General features: G+C 68.8%; 15 protein-coding genes. 2 read left to right on the plus strand and 13 right to left on the minus strand.

Annotated elements, in window-relative coordinates; genetic code table 11:
- The 4 genes from proB to rplU all read right to left on the minus strand — a co-directional run bounded on the left by proB (position 1) and on the right by rplU (position 3,026).
- Complete coding sequence (gene proB / locus AC25YV_RS07795; RefSeq protein WP_488123261.1) at positions 1-831, minus strand: glutamate 5-kinase; 831 nt, start codon at positions 829-831, stop codon at positions 1-3.
- Complete coding sequence (gene obgE, locus AC25YV_RS07800) at positions 828-2,336, minus strand: GTPase ObgE (protein WP_488123262.1); 1,509 nt, start codon at positions 2,334-2,336, stop codon at positions 828-830. The genes proB and obgE overlap by 4 nt, the downstream gene beginning before the upstream one ends.
- Before the next feature lie 100 nt (positions 2,337-2,436).
- Positions 2,437-2,697 (minus strand): 50S ribosomal protein L27, encoded by a 261-nt coding sequence (gene rpmA, locus AC25YV_RS07805; protein ID WP_488123263.1) that lies wholly within the window; start codon positions 2,695-2,697, stop codon positions 2,437-2,439.
- 20 nt (positions 2,698-2,717) lie between these two features.
- Positions 2,718-3,026 (minus strand): 50S ribosomal protein L21, encoded by a 309-nt coding sequence (gene rplU, locus AC25YV_RS07810; protein ID WP_488123264.1) that lies wholly within the window; start codon positions 3,024-3,026, stop codon positions 2,718-2,720.
- Positions 3,027-3,224: 198 nt separating this feature from the next.
- Between rplU and AC25YV_RS07815 the strand changes: the two genes are divergently transcribed.
- A complete protein-coding gene (locus tag AC25YV_RS07815; protein WP_488123265.1) occupies positions 3,225-3,497 on the plus strand; it encodes a DUF4031 domain-containing protein in 273 nt (90 codons plus the stop codon).
- 8 nt (positions 3,498-3,505) lie between these two features.
- Here the strand turns inward: AC25YV_RS07815 and AC25YV_RS07820 are convergent, their stop codons facing one another.
- Positions 3,506-5,779, minus strand: a complete 2,274-nt coding sequence (locus AC25YV_RS07820; protein ID WP_488123266.1) for an Rne/Rng family ribonuclease — start codon at positions 5,777-5,779, stop codon at positions 3,506-3,508.
- A gap of 288 nt (positions 5,780-6,067) precedes the next feature.
- On the opposite strand from AC25YV_RS07820, the gene AC25YV_RS07825 reads away from it, so the two are divergent.
- Complete coding sequence (locus tag AC25YV_RS07825; protein ID WP_488123267.1) at positions 6,068-6,688, plus strand: vitamin K epoxide reductase family protein; 621 nt, start codon at positions 6,068-6,070, stop codon at positions 6,686-6,688.
- Between the two features lie 6 nt (positions 6,689-6,694).
- On the opposite strand, the gene ndk is transcribed toward AC25YV_RS07825, so the two are convergent.
- From ndk to AC25YV_RS07865, 8 genes are all read right to left on the minus strand, one after another.
- Entirely contained in the window at positions 6,695-7,108 is a 414-nt protein-coding gene (ndk, locus tag AC25YV_RS07830) for a nucleoside-diphosphate kinase (RefSeq protein ID WP_488123268.1), read from the minus strand.
- A gap of 22 nt (positions 7,109-7,130) precedes the next feature.
- The gene (locus AC25YV_RS07835) at positions 7,131-7,532 is read right to left on the minus strand and encodes a DUF4233 domain-containing protein (protein ID WP_488123269.1); all 402 of its coding nucleotides are present in this window, start codon (positions 7,530-7,532) and stop codon (positions 7,131-7,133) included.
- A complete protein-coding gene (locus tag AC25YV_RS07840; protein WP_488123270.1) occupies positions 7,529-8,881 on the minus strand; it encodes a bifunctional folylpolyglutamate synthase/dihydrofolate synthase in 1,353 nt (450 codons plus the stop codon). The genes AC25YV_RS07835 and AC25YV_RS07840 overlap by 4 nt, the downstream gene beginning before the upstream one ends.
- Complete coding sequence (gene ileS, locus AC25YV_RS07845) at positions 8,878-12,279, minus strand: isoleucine--tRNA ligase (RefSeq protein WP_488123271.1); 3,402 nt, start codon at positions 12,277-12,279, stop codon at positions 8,878-8,880. The genes AC25YV_RS07840 and ileS overlap by 4 nt, the downstream gene beginning before the upstream one ends.
- A gap of 186 nt (positions 12,280-12,465) precedes the next feature.
- Entirely contained in the window at positions 12,466-14,016 is a 1,551-nt protein-coding gene (locus AC25YV_RS07850) for a dipeptide ABC transporter ATP-binding protein (RefSeq protein WP_488123272.1), read from the minus strand.
- Positions 14,013-14,825 (minus strand): ABC transporter permease, encoded by an 813-nt coding sequence (locus AC25YV_RS07855; RefSeq protein WP_488123273.1) that lies wholly within the window; start codon positions 14,823-14,825, stop codon positions 14,013-14,015. The genes AC25YV_RS07850 and AC25YV_RS07855 overlap by 4 nt, the downstream gene beginning before the upstream one ends.
- A complete protein-coding gene (locus tag AC25YV_RS07860; protein ID WP_488123274.1) occupies positions 14,822-15,790 on the minus strand; it encodes an ABC transporter permease in 969 nt (322 codons plus the stop codon). The genes AC25YV_RS07855 and AC25YV_RS07860 overlap by 4 nt, the downstream gene beginning before the upstream one ends.
- Positions 15,787-17,409 carry an ABC transporter substrate-binding protein gene (locus AC25YV_RS07865; protein WP_488123275.1) on the minus strand — a complete coding sequence of 541 codons (1,623 nt, stop codon included), beginning with the start codon at positions 17,407-17,409 and terminating at the stop codon, positions 15,787-15,789. The genes AC25YV_RS07860 and AC25YV_RS07865 overlap by 4 nt, the downstream gene beginning before the upstream one ends.
- Between the last annotated feature and the right edge of the window lie 164 nt (positions 17,410-17,573).

The following is a 17,573-nucleotide window of genomic DNA, read 5'->3' on the forward strand; positions in this document are numbered from 1 at the left end:
TCAGCCTATCGACGTGCGAACAGGGCCCGTCGCGAGGTCGGAGGCGGGGTCGGGGTTGGGGGCGAACCATGTTCCGACCGACTCACCGGCGAGGGCGTTCTCGACGAGGTCGGTGCGTGTCACGAGCACCCCGATTCCGGATGCCGCTGCCCGACGGGCCGCGGACACCTTGGTCGCCGCGCCCCCCATGCCGACGCTGTTGACGACGGTCGACCCGAACTCGAAGCCCGCAAGGTCTTCGTCGTAGGCGACACGTTCGATCGGGCGGGCACCGGGCTGGTCGGGCGGCCGTGTGTACAGGCATTCGATGTCGCTGAGCAGCACGAGCGCGTCGGCACCGACGAGACCGGCGACCAGTGCGGCGAGCCGGTCGTTGTCGCCGAAGCGGATCTCCTGCGTTGCGACGGTGTCGTTCTCATTGACGATCGGCAGGATGCGCAGGCCGAGAAGACGCTCCATCGCTCTGCGCGCATTGGACCGCGGCGTGGCGTTCTCGAGGTCGCCGGCGGTGAGAAGCACCTGACCGGCGACGATGCCGAACGGCTGCAGCGCCTGCTGATACTGATAGACGAGCACATTCTGACCGACCGCGGCGGCCGCCTGCTGCGTCGCGAGGTCGCTCGGTCGCTCGTCGAGCGCAAGGTACGGCATGCCGGTCGCGATCGCCCCTGATGAGACGAGGACCACCTCGGTGCCACGCCCGTGGGCTTTCGCGAGAGCGGCGACCAGCGGCGGGATGCGCGAGGCCTGCCCGCCGCTGATCGACGACGAACCTACTTTTACGACCACACGTCGAGCACCGGGGATGTCCCCGCGCTCGAGCGCAGTCATTCCGCTTCCTCGACCGGGCGCTGCTTGTCGGCGATCCGTTCCGCGTCGAGTTCGGCCCGGGCGGCCGCCTTCGCGTCCATGCGGTCGTGATAGCGCTCGCGACGCTGCGCGGTCGTGCGCCGCGCGTTGTCATCGAGGCGGGGATCGGTGCCGCGAGGTGCCGCCATCAGTTCGGCGGCCGAGCTGAGCGAGGGCTGCCAGTCGAAGACGACGCCGTCGCCCTCGCCGATGACGACCGTCGCACCGGGCGTCGCGCCGACACGGAACAGCTCGGTCTCGACACCGAGGCGGTCGAGTCGGTCGGCGAGATAGCCGACGGCCTCTTCGTTCTGGAAATCGGTCTGCTGCACCCACTTGAGCGGCTTGTCGCCCAGGATGCGGTAGACGTTTCCGTACGTGCCGCCCTCGACACGGATCGTGAACTCCTTGACCCCGCCCTTCGGCCGGATGACGATGCGCTCAGCGACGGGGGTCGCGGCCACTTCGGCACGGTGCTGGGCGACGATCTCGCCCAGTGCGAAGGTGAGCGGGCGCAGTCCCTCGTGGCTGACGGTCGAGATGTCGAAGACGCGGAAGCCACGCTCCTCGAGCTCGGGACGCACGAGGTCGGCGAGATCCTTGGCTTCGGGAACGTCGATCTTGTTGAGCGCGACGATCTGGGGCCGCTCCCGCAGGGGCGTCTGGCCTTCGGGAACGGGGTAGGCCGCGAGTTCTTCGAGGATGACGTCGAGGTCGGTCAGCGGGTCACGACCGGGGTCGAGCGTCGCGCAGTCCAGCACGTGCACGAGCGCCGTGCACCGCTCGACGTGGCGCAGGAACTCCAGTCCCAGGCCCTTGCCCTCGCTTGCTCCTTCGATGAGGCCCGGCACATCGGCGACGGTGTAGCGCATGTCGCCCGCCTGGACGACGCCGAGGTTGGGGTGCAGAGTCGTGAACGGATAGTCGGCGATCTTGGGACGCGCCGCCGAGATCGCGGCGATGAGGCTCGACTTGCCCGCGGAGGGAAAGCCCACGAGAGCAACGTCCGCGACCGTCTTGAGTTCGAGCTGAACGTCGCCTTCCCACCCGGGCGTGCCGAGCAGGGCGAAGCCGGGAGCCTTGCGCTTCGGTGAAGCCAGCGCAGCGTTGCCGAGTCCGCCGAGTCCGCCGGGCGCCACCACGTAGCGCATGCCGGGCTCGATCATGTCGACGAGCGGTTCGCCCTCGGCGTCCTTGACGACCGTCCCGACCGGAACCGGCAGCTCGACGTTCTCGCCTGCGGCGCCGGAACGGTTGTCGCCCATGCCGAATCCCCCGTTGCCGCCGGTGCGGTGCGGAGAGTGGTGGTACGACAGCAGCGTCGTCACCTGCGGGTCGGCCACCAGGACGATGTCTCCGCCCTGACCGCCGTTGCCGCCGTCGGGGCCGGCGAGCGGCTTGAACTTCTCACGACGCACCGAGACGCAGCCGTTGCCGCCCTTGCCGGCACGCAGGTGCAGCGTCACTCGATCCACGAATGTGACCATCTGCGTCTCCTATCTGTCTGAGGAATGCGAAAGGGGGCGAGCCGGAGCCCGCCCCCTTCGCTGAAGGTGTACTACCGCTGGTCGGTGAGACCTGTCGAGGTCACTCCGCCGCTGCGGCGACGATGTTGACGACCTTGCGGCCGCCCTTCTGGCCGAACTGGACAGCACCGGCTTCGAGGGCGAAGAGCGTGTCGTCACCGCCGCGACCGACGTTCGCGCCGGGGTGGAAGTGCGTGCCACGCTGGCGGACGATGATCTCGCCGGCGAGGACCTTCTGGCCGCCGAAGCGCTTCACGCCGAGGCGCTGTGCGTTGGAGTCACGACCGTTGCGGGTGGAGCTTGCGCCCTTTTTGTGTGCCATCTCTGCGTCTCTTCCTGGACTTACTTGATGTCGGTGATCTTGACGCGCGTGAGGTCCTGACGGTGGCCCTGGCGCTTCTTGTAGCCGGTCTTGTTCTTGAACTTCTGGATGATGATCTTCGGTCCGCGAAGCTCACCGAGAACCTCGGCAGTGACCTTGACCTTGGCGAGCTTGTCGGCGTCGCTCGTCACGGCGTCACCGTCGACGAGGAGCAAGGCCGGAAGCTCGATCTTGTCGCCGATCGAGGCAGCCTGACGGTCGAGGACGACGATGGTGCCGACCTCTACCTTTTCCTGCCGGCCACCGGCTCGCACAACTGCGTAAACCACTTCACACCTGATTTCGTCTGGGAGCGGGATGCTCCGATTGAGACTGGAAAGTCTTGGTGCGGACGGCTGAGCTGGGCTGAGCTGTCGACGAACGCCGGGAGGCATGCGACACGGGACGCACCAAAGGAATACTTTACCGGATGGAACGATCTCCCGCAAAAGCACCGGCCGCTGTCATGGCCCGCCTAGGATCGCGGGGTGGCGATCCTCCTCGATGACCCGCTCTGGCCCGCCCACGGAAGACTGTGGGCGCACCTCGTGAGCGACACCGATCTTACCGAGCTGCACACCTTCGCGGCGGCCAACGGGATCCCCCGTCGCGGCTTCGACCTCGACCATTACGACGTGCCGGACGAGAGTCATGCCCGGCTCGTCGCCGCCGGTGCCGAGCACGTCAGCGGGCACGAGCTCGTGCGCCGCCTGATCGCATCCGGCCTGCGCGTCACAGCCCGCGAACGACGCGGGCTGTGACGGCGGGCTCAGTCCTCTGAGGCGGGTGCGACCGGCGACGTCGTCGGCGAGACCGGCGTGCCCGTCAGCGCGGCCGTCGAGACCCGGCGGCGAGACCGCCCCTGGCCCGGAGCCTTGGGCTCAGGAAGCGCGCTGAGCACCGAATCCAGCAGCGCGTCCTTCTCGGTGCGGGGTGGATTGGCGTCCTTCGCGGACGAGTCCCGCCGCTTCTTTCGCTGCTTCTTCGGGCGCTCGACGGGCGCCTCGACAACAGGGGCCTGATCGTCGGCCTCGTCGTGGTGGATCGTCGATGCCGCAATCTGCGCGAGCGCCGTCTTGGCGCTTTCGGTGATGACGTGCGTTCCGTTGGAACCGGGCGGCGGAGTCGTGGCACCGCGCGAGCGGCGTCCGCTGGACGAGCCGCCCGATGACGCGCGGTGCTTGACGACGGGATCGTGATGCACGATGACACCGCGGCCCGCGCACACGTCGCACGCCTCGCTGAAGGTCTCGAGCAGGCCGAGGCCGAGCTTCTTGCGGGTCATCTGCACGAGCCCGAGCGAGGTGACCTCGGCGACCTGGTGCTTGGTGCGGTCGCGGCTGAGGCACTCGACGACGCGACGCAGCACGAGGTCGCGGTTGGATTCGAGCACCATGTCGATGAAGTCGATCACGATGATGCCGCCGATGTCGCGCAGGCGGAGCTGACGGACGATCTCTTCGGCAGCCTCGAGGTTGTTCTTGGTGACGGTCTCTTCGAGGTTGCCGCCCGAGCCGACGAACTTGCCGGTGTTGACATCGACGACGGTCATCGCCTCGGTGCGGTCGATCACGAGAGAACCACCCGAGGGCAGCCAGACCTTGCGGTCGAGGGCCTTCTCGATCTGCTCGGTGATCCGATACGCGTCGAACGGGTCGATGTCGTCTTCGTAGGCCTCGACGCGGTCGAGCAGGTCGGGGGCGACGGACTCGAGGTACTTCGTGATCGTCGCGTACGCCTCGTCGCCCTGGATGAGCATGCGCGAGAAGTCCTCGTTGAAGACGTCGCGCACGATCTTGACCAGCAGATCCGGCTCGGAGTGCAGCAGCGCGGGCGCCTGGATCGAATCGACCTGACGGGAGACGTGCTCCCACTGTTTGGTCAGGCGCTGCACGTCGCGGGTGAGCTGCTCCTCGGTCGCCCCTTCGGCCGCCGTGCGCACGATGACGCCCGAGGACTCCGGCAGGACCTCTTTGAGGATCTTCTTCAGACGTGCCCGCTCGGTGTCGGGAAGCTTGCGTGAGATGCCGTTCATCGCGCCGCCGGGGACGTACACGAGGTAGCGGCCCGGGAGAGAGATCTGGCTCGTCAGGCGCGCGCCCTTGTGGCCGATGGGATCCTTCGTGACCTGCACGAGGACCTTGTCGCCCGACTTGAGGGCGAGCTCGATGCGGCGCGGCTGATTGCCGGTCTCGACCGCATCCCAGTCGACCTCGCCCGAGTACAGCACGGCGTTGCGCCCGCGGCCGATGTCGACGAACGCCGCCTCCATGCTCGGGAGCACGTTCTGCACGCGCCCGAGGTAGACGTTGCCGATGAGGGATGCGTCCTGGTTGCGCGCGACGTAGTGCTCGACGAGCACGCTGTCCTCGAGCACAGCGATCTGCACGCGACCGTTCTTCGAGCGGACGATCATGACGCGGTCGACGGCCTCGCGGCGTGCGAGGAACTCCGCCTCGGTCACGACGGCACGGCGACGACCGGCTTCCCGGCCATCACGACGACGCTGCTTCTTGGCCTCGAGACGGGTCGAGCCCTTGATGCGCTGCGGCTCGGTGATGAGCTCGACAGCGCGCTGGCGGGGGGGCGGCGCGGAGTCGCCGTGATCGTCGTCACGGTCTCCCCCGCGTCGACGCCCCCGTCGGCGCGAACTCGTCGACGACAACTGGTCGTCGATCTGCGGACGCTCCTCGGGGAGCGAAGGCAGCGGCGCGACCTCGGGTGCGTAGAAGTGCAGATCGGTCGTCACTTCCGAGACGAAGGTCTCGGGAAGCAGGCCGAGCGACACGGCTGTGACGGGGCCGGAGGCCTCGGACTTCTCCGTGTCGGCATCCGTCGCCTCTTCGGGCGCCTCTTCGGGCGTCTCGGGCGCGTCGTCGGTGCTCTTCGCGGCAGCCGGTGCTTCGGCGTCGCTCGGCACCTCTATGTCAGGCGCTTCGTCGGCGACCGGAAGCCCGGTCACCTCAGGCGGAGAGATCTCCGCCTTCGTCGGGGCGCTCGATTCGTCGCCGTTGGGGTTTTCTGAGGTGCTGTCAACAGCCATCACTGGCGTACTCCCTGCGGGGCGACACCGCGCGTCGCCCGGCGAAATCTCGTGTGGCGCCGCACCTGCGGTGCCACGAACTCACTCGGTCTGCAACCGGCTGTGCGCCCAGGCTGCGAAGGGCTGTCATCGCCCTGAAGTCTTCGATGATGCTGTGGCGGCGCGGCCGCGGCGCATCCGCATCATTATCGCACTTTCCCCGCCGGATTGCTCACATGAGGACGCGGCAGTCATTTCCGCGCCGCATCCATGCCTCACACATAGGCGGTGTTTGCCATAATCCGAGGTATGCCCCCGACTCAGACCCACACGCGCCCGACTGTTCTCGCGGTGTGGCTCATCATCGCCGGAGCGATCGGGTGGTGGGCGGCGTTCTCACTCACCGTCGCGAAACTCGACACGCTCGCGAATCCCGGCGCAGGCGCGGCCTGCGACATCTCGGTCCTCGTGCAGTGCAGCGCGAATCTCGATGCCTGGCAGGGCAGGATCTTCGGCTTTCCGAATCCGATCCTGGGGCTCGCATGCTGGGTGGCCCCGATCGTGGTCGGGGCGGCGATCCTCGCTCGTGCTCGCTTCGCGCGCTGGTTCTGGCTGCTGTTCTGGGCGGGGACGACCTTCGCTTTCGGCTTCGTGATCTGGCTCATCGGCCAGAGCATCTACGCGCCGAACCTGCACACCCTCTGCCCGTGGTGCATGGTCACCTGGGCCGTCACGATTCCGACGTTCTACCTCGTGACGCTGCATGTGCTGCGCTCGGGTGTGCTCGCCGTGCCGCCCGGCGTGCGCCAGGCAGCGGACAAGCTCATGTCGTGGGTGCCGCTCGCGACGATCCTCAGCTATGCGCTCGTGCTGCTGCTTGCCCAGCTCGAGATGAACGCCGTCGTAAGCATCGTGAACTCGCTGTTCTGACTCGCGTCAGAACCAGATGTCAAGTTCCCTCGCGGCGGACTCGGGGCTGTCCGAGCCGTGCACGAGGTTCTGCTGCACCTTGACGCCCCAGTCACGCCCGAAGTCGCCGCGCACTGTGCCGGGCGCCGCCGTCGTCGGGTCGGTCGTTCCCGCGAGCGAGCGGAACCCCTCGATGACGCGGTTGCCGGCGAGACGGATCGCGACGGACGGGCCCGACATCATGAACTCGAGGAGCGGCTCGTAGAAGGGCTTTCCCTCGTGCTCGGCGTAGTGCCGTTCGAGGCGCGCACGGTCGGGTTCGACGAGTCGGATGTCGACGAGGGCGTAGCCCTTCGCTTCGATGCGGGCGAGGATCGCGCCCGTGAGCCCGCGGGCGACGCCGTCCGGCTTGATGAGGACGAGGGTCTCTTCCGTGGTCATGTCTGGTGTTTCCGTTCCGTTGTCAGGCCTGGTCGGAGTACTGGGCCTCGATCGCGGCGTTGCGCCGATCGAGAGCCGCACCCTTGATGGTGGCATAGCCGTACATGCCGCCGAAAATGAGCGCCACGATGATGAGGACGGGTTCAAAGAGTGCGCCGAGGGCGACGACGACCTGCAGCAGCCAGCCGATCACGATTCCCCACCGGTAGCGGACGAACCGGCCCGTCAGGATCATGAGCACAGCGAGGGTCGTACCTGCGACGATCCCCCACCAGCGCTCGACGCCGTCGGGCAGCGCATCGAGTCCGAAGAGGACGAGCCCGCCGAGGAACGCGATGACCGATTCGAAGGCCAGCACGATCGAGGCGAGCGACTCGGCTGCCCCGCGCCGGCGGCGCGGCCGCGGTGTCTGTGTATCGGTCATGATGTCCACCCTGACTTCCAGTCTTCGAGTTCGGCGAGAGTGAGCGCTTGGCCTGCCAGCACGACCGATCCCGTCACGACGACGCCACGACGATCGGATGCCGCTGCCCATTCCCGAGCCGCCTCGACCGCGACGCTGAGGCCATCGTGAACCGTCACGAGCAGACCCGCTGCCTCAGCCGCGTCGGCGATCGTGTCAGGCTCATTCGCCCGGTCCGACTCGGGCGCCGTCGCGAAGACGTGCGAGGCGGTCTCGGCGAGGGCAGAGACGATGCCCACGGCGTCCTTGTCATCGAGGACGCCCAGCACGACGCCCCACTCGTCGAAGTCGAACGACTCGCGCAGAGCCGTCGCGAGAGCCTGCGCGCCGTGCGGGTTGTGCGCGGCGTCGACGAGAACGGTCGGGTGCGTGCCGGCGAGATGCAGGCGTCCGGGGGACGTCGCCTGGCCGAAGGCCTCGGCGAGCACGTCGCCCGCGATCGCCCGCGTCCCGCCACCGAGGAGTGACTCCACGGCGGCGATGGCGAGCGCGGCGTTGAAGCCCTGATGCGAGCCGTACAGCGGCAGGTACTCGTCTTCGTAGACCCCCGCGAGACCGCGCACCGAGACGAGCTGTCCGCCGACGGCGAGGCGCTGCGACACGAGGGCGAAGTCGTCGCCCTCGAACGCGATGGTCGCGCCTCGCGCTTCGGCGGCGTCGGTGAGGACGGCCTTCACGGCGGGCAGCTGCTGTGCCGAGACGACCGCCGCGCCGTCCTTGATGATGCCGGCCTTGACCGTCGCGATCTCGACCACGGTGTCACCGAGGCGATCGACGTGGTCGATGTCGATGGGAGTGAACACCGCGACGTCTCCGTCTGCCGTATTCGTCGAGTCCCACGCACCGCCCATGCCGACTTCGAGCACGAGCACGTCGATCGGCGCGTCCGCGAATGCGACGAAGGCGAGCACCGTGAGGAGCTCGAAGAACGTCAGCGCCGCGTCGCCCGCGGCCGTCAGTTCGGCGTCGACCATGGCCACGAACGGCTCGATCTCATCCCACGCGTCGGCGATCGCGGCATCCGAGATCGACTCTCCGTCGATCGCGATGCGTTCCGTGAACCGCTCGAGGTGCGGACTCGTGAACAGCCCCGTGCGCAGCCCGTGGGCGCGCAGCAGGCTCTCGATGAGCCGCGCTGTGGAGGTCTTGCCGTTCGTGCCGCTGATGTGCACGACTCGGTAGGTCTTCTGCGGGTCATCGAGCAGTTCGAGCACGCGTGCGGTGCGCTCGACGCGCGGTTGCACCCATTGCTCGCCCTGCCGCTGCAGCAGCGTTTCGTACACGGCGTCAGCCCGCGTGCGGTCGCTCATCCGGATGCCTCCATTCGTGCCACCGAGACGGTGAACGCGCCCCGGTTGGCGTACGTTCCCGGCTCGACGGTCGCCTCGAACTCGGGGTCTCCCCCGTCGCCCAGCGCCAAGATCGTCGCGGTGCTGTTCCGCACCGCGTAGGCGACGGCGAGTGTCTCGCCGGCGACGTCGGCCGTCGTGAACGCCTGCGCCACCGCTGCGGCATCCCCGGCGTCGTCGAACTGCAGCGCGAGACGGATGCGGTCACTGACGTCGAAACCGGCCGCCTTGCGCGTGTCCTGCACGGCGCGGATGACGTCGCGGGCGAGTCCTTCCGCCTCGAGCTCGGGCGTCGTCGTGGTGTCGAGCAGTACGAACCCGTCGCTGCCGCCGAGGAAGCCCATGGCCTCGCCCTCGGGACGCACCGAGACGTCACTGTCGAGCGATGCTTCGCCCTGCGCCATCACGACGTCGCCGTCTGCCGTCTGCACGACGATTCCGCGCTCATCCTCGATCCACTGGCCGGCTTTGGCCGCCTTGATGACCTGCTGGACCCGCTTGCCGAGTCTCGGTCCTGCGACGCGCGCGTCGACGACGAGCCGCAGCGCGACACCGTACTGGTCATAGGACTCCGGTCGGAACTCGTCGATCCGGACCTCCTTGACGTTGAGCTCGTCGCGGAGGATGTCTTCGAATTGCGCCAGGTCCGCGGCATTCGGCACGACGACCGTGAGCTGCGGCAGCGGCAGACGCACACGCTTGCCCTCCTTCTTGCGCAGCGCGTTCGCGACGCTCGAGACGTCGCGCACGGCGTCCATCGCGTGGCGGATGTCCGCCGCCTGCGGGAACGCGTCGGCGTCAGGCCAGTCCTGCAGATGCACGCTGCGGCCGCCAGTGAGGCCCTGCCACACGCGCTCCGAGACGAGCGGGATGAGCGGGGCGGCGACGCGCGTGAGCGTCTCGAGCACGGTGTAGAGGGTGTCGAACGCCTCGGTCCCGGTGGCCGCGCTCGACGACGGGTCGACGCCGATCCAGAACCGGTCGCGCGAACGACGGATGTACCAGTTCGTGAGCGCCGCGGCGAAGTCGCGCAGCTTGGCGGCCGCCGATGTCGAGTCGAGCCCTTCCAGGTCGGCGGCGACGTCGCGCACGAGGTCACCCGTGAGGGCCAGGATGTACCGGTCGAGCACGTTCGTCGAATCGGTGCGCCACGTCGCTTCGTAACCGCCCGGGGCAGCGGCGTTGGCGTAGGTCGCGAAGAAGTACCACGTGCTCCACAGCGGCAGCATGAACTCCCGCACGGCCGCACGGATGCCTTCTTCTGTCACGACCAGGTTGCCACCGCGCAGGACGGAGCTGGACATGAGGAACCAGCGCATCGCGTCGGACCCGTCGCGGTCGAAGACCTCGGACACGTCGGGGTAGTTCCTGAGAGACTTCGACATCTTGTGGCCGTCGCTGCCAAGCACGATGCCGTGGCACGACACCCCCGTGAACGCGGGGCGGTCGAAGAGCGCCGTCGACAGCACGTGCATGACGTAGAACCAGCCGCGCGTCTGGCCGATGTACTCGACGATGAAGTCCGCCGGGGCGTGCGAGTCGAACCACTCGCGGTTCTCGAACGGGTAGTGCACCTGGGCGTAGGGCATCGAACCGGAGTCGAACCATACGTCGAAGACGTCTTCGATGCGGCGCATCGTCGACCGGCCCGTGGGGTCGTCGGGGTTCGGGCGGGTCAGGTCGTCGATGTACGGGCGGTGCAGGTCGACGTTGCCGTCGGGGTCACGCGGCAGGCGGCCGAAGTCGCGTTCGATGTCGGCGAGGCTGCCGTAGACGTCGACGCGGGGGTACGCCGCGTCGTCGCTCTTCCACACCGGGATGGGCGAGCCCCAGTACCGGTTGCGGCTGATCGACCAGTCGCGTGCTCCTTCGAGCCACTTGCCGAACTGGCCGTGCTTGACATTCTCGGGAACCCACGTGATCTGCTCGTTGCCCGCCAGCAGGCGGTCCTTGATGTCGGTGACGCGCACGAACCAGCTCGACACGGCGCGGTAGATGAGGGGGTTCCGGCAGCGCCAGCAGTGCGGGTACGAGTGCTCGTAGCTCGCCAGGCGCAGCAGGCGCCCGCTCTGGCGCAGCAGGCGCACGAGCGGCGTGTTGGCGTCCATCCACAGTTCGCCCGCGACATCCGTCACCTGGGGCAGGAAGCGTCCGCCGTCATCGAGGCTCATGATGAGCGGGATGCCGGCGGCTTCGGTCACCCGCTGGTCATCCTCACCGAATGCCGGTGCCTGGTGCACGATGCCGGTGCCGTCCGAGGTGGTGACGTAGTCGTCGACGAGGATCCGCCACGCGCGCTCGGTGCCCCACGTGTCGGCATCGGCGTAGTAGTCGAAGAGCCGGTCGTAGGCGACATCCTCGAGATCGGCGCCGAGGACGCTCTGCTCGACGGCGTCCTGCGCGGCTTGTGCCGACTCGTACCCGAGGTCCTTCGCATACCCGGCGAGAAGCGATTCCGCCAGCAGGTAGCGGTGCGCCGTCGCCTCGAACGGCTCATCACCCGGCTGCACATCGGCTGCGCCCGCGGGACCGCCCGGCACGACGACATATCGGATGTCGGGACCGACGGCGAGCGCGAGGTTCGTCGGCAGCGTCCACGGGGTCGTCGTCCAGGCGAGGGCGCGCACACCCGTGAGGCCCAGAGCTTCGGCCTTCGCGCCGACGAGCGGGAAGGTGACCGTCACGGACGGATCCTGGCGCATCTGGTAGACGTCGTCGTCCATGCGCAGCTCGTGCGCCGACAGCGGGGTCTCGTCCCGCCAGCAATACGGCAGCACGCGGTGGCCCTCGTAGGCGAGGCCCTTGTCATGCAGCGTCTTGAACGCCCACAGCACGGATTCCATGTACGAGGGGTTGAGCGTCTTGTAGCCGCGCTCGAAGTCGACCCAGCGAGCCTGACGCGTGACGTAGTCCTCCCAGTCGCGCGTGTACGCCAGCACCGATGACCGAGCCTTGTCGTTGAAGACGTCGATGCCCATGGCTTCGATCTCGGCCTTCTCGGTGATGCCGAGCTGCTTCATCGCCTCGAGCTCGGCCGGCAGGCCGTGCGTGTCCCAGCCGAAGACGCGATCGACCTTCTTGCCCCGCATCGTCTGGAACCGCGGGAACAGGTCTTTGGCGTAGCCGGTCAGCAGGTGGCCGTAGTGGGGCAGACCGTTGGCGAAGGGCGGGCCGTCGTAGAACACCCACTCATCGGCGCCTTCGCGGTTCTCGATCGAGGCGCGGAACGTGTCGTCGTCTTTCCAGAAAGCGAGCACTTCGCGCTCGATCTCGGGAAACCGCGGGCTCGGCACGACCGCTGCGGGTCCGAACGCCGAAGCGTCGCTTCCTGAGCTTGCTGAAGGACGGGGGTAGGTCATGGATCTCTCGCAGGTGTCGTGGTCGCCGGTTCCTGCGAGGACGACCCTGTGAAGGACCGCGGTACCACCCCGCGTTGCCGTTGCCGGCCACTTTCACTGCGGCTGTCACGGGCCTGACCCGCTCGGTTCTACTGGGCTTGCGCCGTTCTTCCGAGAGCTCCCCGGTGATGGCCGGATCGGTGCTGCTCAGGCGATTCTATCCGACCGCGCCGAGGCGGCGACGAGTTCGGAGGTGAACGGATGCTGCGGGCTGCTCAGGACATCGGCGGTCGCGCCGCGTTCGACGACGAGGCCCTCCTTCATGACGAGCACGTCGTCGGCGAGCCCGCGGACGACCGACAGGTCGTGCGAGATGAGCACCATCGTGAGTCCCATCTCGCGCCGCAGCTGCGCCAGCAGCTCGAGGATGCGCCGCTGCACCGAGACGTCGAGGGCCGACACCGGCTCGTCGAGCACGAGCACATCGGGCTGCGTCGCGAGGGCGCGGGCGATCGCGGCCCGCTGGCGCTGGCCACCCGAGAGCTGACCCGGACGGCGCTGCGCCAGGGCGGCGTCGAGCTCGACGAGCTTCATCAGGTCGTCGGTGCGCCCCGCCTGCTGCGACGCGGGGACGCCACCCGCCGTCAGGGCTTCGCGCAGCGACCTGCCGATCGTCCAGCGCGGATCGAACGCAGCGCGGGGATCCTGGTGCACGAGCTGGATCCGGGCCCGGCGAGCGCGACGATCCCTCTCGCGGGCGGGGTTCCACAGTGTGTCCTCGAGGCGCACCGTGCCGCGGTCGGGAGTCTCCACACCGAGAAGCAGCCGTGCGACGGTCGTCTTTCCTGCACCCGACTCGCCCACGATCCCGAGGCTGCGGCCCGCCCGAACCGTGAACGACACGTCCTGGACGGCAGTCACACCGCGGAAGCTCTTGTACAGCCCGTCGGCGGCGAGCACGATGTCGCCGCCGACGGGCGACGCGGCGGGGGGAATCAGCGCGCCGACGACGAGTTCGCGCGTGTACGGGTGCTGGGGGGCGCCCAGCACCTGCGCGACGGGGCCCGACTCGACGACGCGCCCGTCCCGCATGACGATGACCCGGTCCGCGATGCGCGCGACGGCGGTGAGATCGTGGCTGACCAGGAGCAGACCCACGCCGTCGTCGTCGACGAGCGATCGCAGCAGACTCAGAACGCGCACCTGCACGGTCGCATCCAGCGCCGTGGTCGGCTCATCGGCGATGAGCACGCGCGGCCCGGCGGCGAGAGCCGACGCGATGAGCGCACGCTGCCGCAGGCCGCCTGACAGCTCATGCGGGTGCTGGCGCACGCGGCGCTCAGGATGCGGCATCCCGACCCGGTGAAGCAGGTCCTGTACGCGCCGCGCGCGTTCACGTCGGTCCAGACGCGTGTGGATCTCGAGCGGCTCGGCTACTTCGCTGCCGATGCGGGCGAGCGGGTCGAGCGAGACGAGGGCATCCTGTGAGACGACACCGACCCGGTCCCCGCGCACGGTGCGCCACGCGCGCTCCCCCGCATCGCGCAGGTCGGCGCCGTCGATCTCGAGCCGATCGGAGCGCACGTGCGCCCCGGGCGGTGTCAGCCCGAGCAGAGCCAGCGCCGTGAGCGATTTGCCGGCGCCGGACTCGCCGACGACGGCGACGCACTCCCCCGGTTCGACGGCGAGGTCGACGCCGTCGACGACGGTGCGCCCGTCGAACGAGATGCGCAGGTTCGCGACGTCGAGGGCGCTCATGTCGTGCGTCCTTCCGCGGCGGCGCGCAGCGTGCGACCGACGACCGTCGCCGAGATGACCGTGAGGGTGATCGCGAGTCCCGGGAAGACGGCGATCCACCACGCCTGCGCGAGGACGTTGCGCCCGCCCGAGAGCATGAGACCCCATTCCGGTACGGGTTCGACGGCTCCGAGGCCGAGGAAGCTCAGTCCCGCGGCGGCGAGGATACTCGTGCCGAATCCGATCGTCGCGATGACGCTGAGGGCACCGAGCACACCGGGTACGACATGCCGCAGCAGGGCGACCGGCCGGGCGACGCCGAGCAGCGCCGCCGCCTCGACGTGATCGGCGGCAAGGAGCGTCCGTGTCTGCACCCGCGCGAGCCGGATGTAGACCGGGATCACCGCGATCGTGACGCCGATCGCGACGTTGGTGGGGCCCGGCCCCAGGATCGCGACGACGACGAGCGCGATGAGGAACTCCGGGAAGGCCAGGACGACATCGAGGGCGCGCACGGCCACGGCATCGACGACGCGCGGTGCCGCGCCGATCGCTGTGCCCACGATGAGGCCGACGACGAGCGCGATCCCGACGGCGATCAGGCCGATCGACAGCGACGAGCGCGCTCCGTAGACGACACGCGCGAAGACATCCCGCCCGCTCTGGTCCGTGCCGAACAGGTGTTCGGCGCTCGGCGGCAACAGCGCTGCCCGCACGTCGGTCTGCAACGGATCGAGCGGCGTGAGCAGCGACGGCGCGACGGCCATCGCGAGGAAGACCGAGAGAACAGCCCCGGCCGCGGTCAGCGCCGCGATCTGACGGCGGCTCACGGCACGCCCACTCTCGCGTGATCGGCCGCTTTCGGTCGACGCAGCCGCGGGTCGATGACCGCGGAGGTGAGCTCGACGACGATGTTGATCACGACGAACACGAGGGCGCTCAGCAGGATGATGCCGCCGATGACCGGCAGATCACGGTCGGTGATCGCGACCAGCGTCACCCGGCCGAGGCCCGGGCGGCCGAACACCGTCTCGACGAGCACCGCCCCGCCGAGCAGTGTGCCCACGAGATAGGCGGCGAGCGTGAGGGCGCCCGTGGCGCCGTGTCTCAGTGTGTGGCGCAGCGTCATCCTGCTCGGGCTCGCGCCGCGCGCGCGCACCGTGATGGCGAACGGCTGTCGCTCGGCCGCCTCGATGCCGTCGCGCAGCACCTGCCCGAGCAGGGCAGCTGTCGGCAGGGCCAATGTGACGGCCGGCAGAACGAGGGATGCCGCGTTGCGCGACCCCGTCACGGGGAACCAGCCCAGAGTGAAGGCGAACACCGTGAGCAGGATGAGCCCGATCCAGAACACCGGTGACGAGAGGATGACCAGTTCGACCCCGGCCACGACGATCCGCGCGGCGCGTCGCCGCACCGTGACGGCGACGACCAGCGCGAGCACGACCGCGATGACGAGCGCGAGACCGGTGAGCTGGAGTGTCGGCAGCAGCTGCCTGCCGATGACGTCTGCCACCGGCATCCGCAGTTGATAGGACTCGCCGAGGTCGCCGCGCGCGAGACGCGCCATGTAGTCCATGTACTGCTGCAGCAGCGGGCGGTCGAGCCCCAGATCCTGGCGGATGCCGGCCTTGACCGAGTCCGAGACCTGGGCCTGCGGGCCCAGCATCACCTCGACGGGGTCACCGGGAATCAGTCGCATCGCGACGAACGCGAGGGTCGCCGCCCCCCAGAGGACCACGACGAGTCCGGCGAGGTGGCCGGCGATCCGCGCGAGGACGCGCCCCGCCGGGGTCATTCCACCGTGGCGTCGTAGAACAGGGGCCGGCCGTAGAGGTCGTACGAGAGTCCGCTCAGGCCCGGGGAGACGGCCGTGATGGACGACGGAACGTACAGCGGCACGATCGCGGTGTAGTCGGCGTTCCAGCGCTGCAGCTCGCGGTAGATGTCGCTGCGCTCGTCGATGTCGCTCGTCGCGACGCCGCGGTCCAACAGCGCGTCGATCTCAGGGTCGGACACCTGCGAGGCGTTCTGGAACCCCTCGGTGTGCAGGTGGCTGCGCAGCAGATCGGGGTCGACCCCCGAGAAGCCCCAGTCGGTCAGGTCGAACGTCTTGCCGCCGTACTGCTCGTTGTATGCCCCCGGCTCGAGCACCTCCCGCACGAGCTCGAAGCCGATCTCGCGCAGATCGGACTGGATCGCATTGGCCAGCGCCGTGCGGTCATCGGGCACGGGCGTCCAGGCGATCCAGCGGGCCGAGAGGCGCGCGCCGTCCTTCGTCCGGAAGCCCTCCGCGTCGCGCTCGGTCCATCCTGCGGCGTCGAGCAGCGTGTTCGCCGCGGAGGGGTCGAAGTCCCAGGTGCCCTCGAGGGACGGCTCGTAGCCCGGGGTCGGCGAGGCGAGGATGCTCCACGCGCGGGGGTACTGACCGAAGAACACCTGCTCGACCGTGGGTTCGATGTCGATGCCGAGGGCGAACGCCTGGCGGACGCGCTCGTCGGCGAACACGCCGTACTGCTCATTGAGGTACAGCGAGTACGGCAGACCCGGCAGCTCGATCGACTCGACCGTGATGTCCTCGGGCAGGTCGCCGATCGTGCTCGGCGGAAGCTGGCCCGCGATGTCGGCCTCACCGCTCGTGATCACTCCGGCGCGCACAGCGGGCTCAGGCAGGATCGACACGCGCAGCGTCTCGATCTCGGGTGCGCCCTGCCCCTGGGGTCCCCACGCGTAATCGGCGTTGCGCGTGTAGACGATCTCCTGGTCGGGCGTGTAGTCGGTCAGTGTGAACGGCCCGGTGCCGATCGTGACGTCGGGCCCGCCGGCCGCGAGCAGGTCGGCGTCCGCGGCGAGCACGGCGGGCGAATAGAACCCGAGCTGCGCGGTGCTGGCCGCTTGCAGGAACGGGGCGTACGGCTGCGTGAAGGACACGCGCACGGTGTGGTCGTCGATGACCTCGGTGCCGGCGTAGAAGTCCGCGCCCAGCATCGCCGCCGCCTGCGCCGAGCTCGTCTCGGGATCGACGATGCGGTCGAAGTTGGCCTTCACTGCCGCTGCGTCGAAGGGCTCGCCGTCGTGGAAGACGACATCGTCGCGCAGCTCGAAGGTGTACTCGAGTCCGTCCTCGGAGATCTGCCAGTCCTCGGCGAGCCACGGCGAGAACGTGCCGTCGGGGGCCTGGAAGACGAGCGAGTCGAGCACGGCACGCTGCACCATGGCCGACACGTCGAGCTGACTCGTCTGCGGATCCATGTGACCGGCAGAGAGGTTCGCGCCCTCGATGGCCCAGACCAGTTCGCCGCCGGTCCCTTCCGCATCGTCACCCGTCGGCGCGCACGCACTCAGGACGAGCGCGGCGGCTGCGGTGAGGGCGGCCGCACGCAGCAGACGCGGAGTGAGAGAGCGGTGGGAGAGCATGCGGGAACCTCTGTGACGTGACGGGGACGAGATTACGCTAACGCACTTTTTGGACTGAGTTCACTTTGCGTCGTTCGGCGTCGTCCGTGGGCTCGATAGAATCGTCGGGCATCCCATACTCAGGCACGCTCACACGGTGCCGCACATACGGCGAGGAGACCTCA

This window comes from Microbacterium sp. Y832 (assembly GCF_057669765.1).

What these genes read in the sequence shown, in the direction of transcription:
- AC25YV_RS07835 (WP_488123269.1), bottom strand. Translation starts at nt 7,532, where the DNA reads ATGACCGATACACAGACACCGCGGCCGCGCCGCCGGCGCGGGGCAGCC.
- proB (WP_488123261.1), bottom strand. Translation starts at nt 831, where the DNA reads ATGACTGCGCTCGAGCGCGGGGACATCCCCGGTGCTCGACGTGTGGTC.
- AC25YV_RS07840 (WP_488123270.1), bottom strand. Translation starts at nt 8,881, where the DNA reads ATGAGCGACCGCACGCGGGCTGACGCCGTGTACGAAACGCTGCTGCAG.
- obgE (WP_488123262.1), bottom strand. Translation starts at nt 2,336, where the DNA reads ATGGTCACATTCGTGGATCGAGTGACGCTGCACCTGCGTGCCGGCAAG.
- AC25YV_RS07825 (WP_488123267.1), top strand. Translation starts at nt 6,068, where the DNA reads ATGCCCCCGACTCAGACCCACACGCGCCCGACTGTTCTCGCGGTGTGG.
- ndk (WP_488123268.1), bottom strand. Translation starts at nt 7,108, where the DNA reads ATGACCACGGAAGAGACCCTCGTCCTCATCAAGCCGGACGGCGTCGCC.
- ileS (WP_488123271.1), bottom strand. Translation starts at nt 12,279, where the DNA reads ATGACCTACCCCCGTCCTTCAGCAAGCTCAGGAAGCGACGCTTCGGCG.
- AC25YV_RS07820 (WP_488123266.1), bottom strand. Translation starts at nt 5,779, where the DNA reads ATGGCTGTTGACAGCACCTCAGAAAACCCCAACGGCGACGAATCGAGC.
- AC25YV_RS07860 (WP_488123274.1), bottom strand. Translation starts at nt 15,790, where the DNA reads ATGACCCCGGCGGGGCGCGTCCTCGCGCGGATCGCCGGCCACCTCGCC.
- AC25YV_RS07850 (WP_488123272.1), bottom strand. Translation starts at nt 14,016, where the DNA reads ATGAGCGCCCTCGACGTCGCGAACCTGCGCATCTCGTTCGACGGGCGC.
- AC25YV_RS07865 (WP_488123275.1), bottom strand. Translation starts at nt 17,409, where the DNA reads ATGCTCTCCCACCGCTCTCTCACTCCGCGTCTGCTGCGTGCGGCCGCC.
- rpmA (WP_488123263.1), bottom strand. Translation starts at nt 2,697, where the DNA reads ATGGCACACAAAAAGGGCGCAAGCTCCACCCGCAACGGTCGTGACTCC.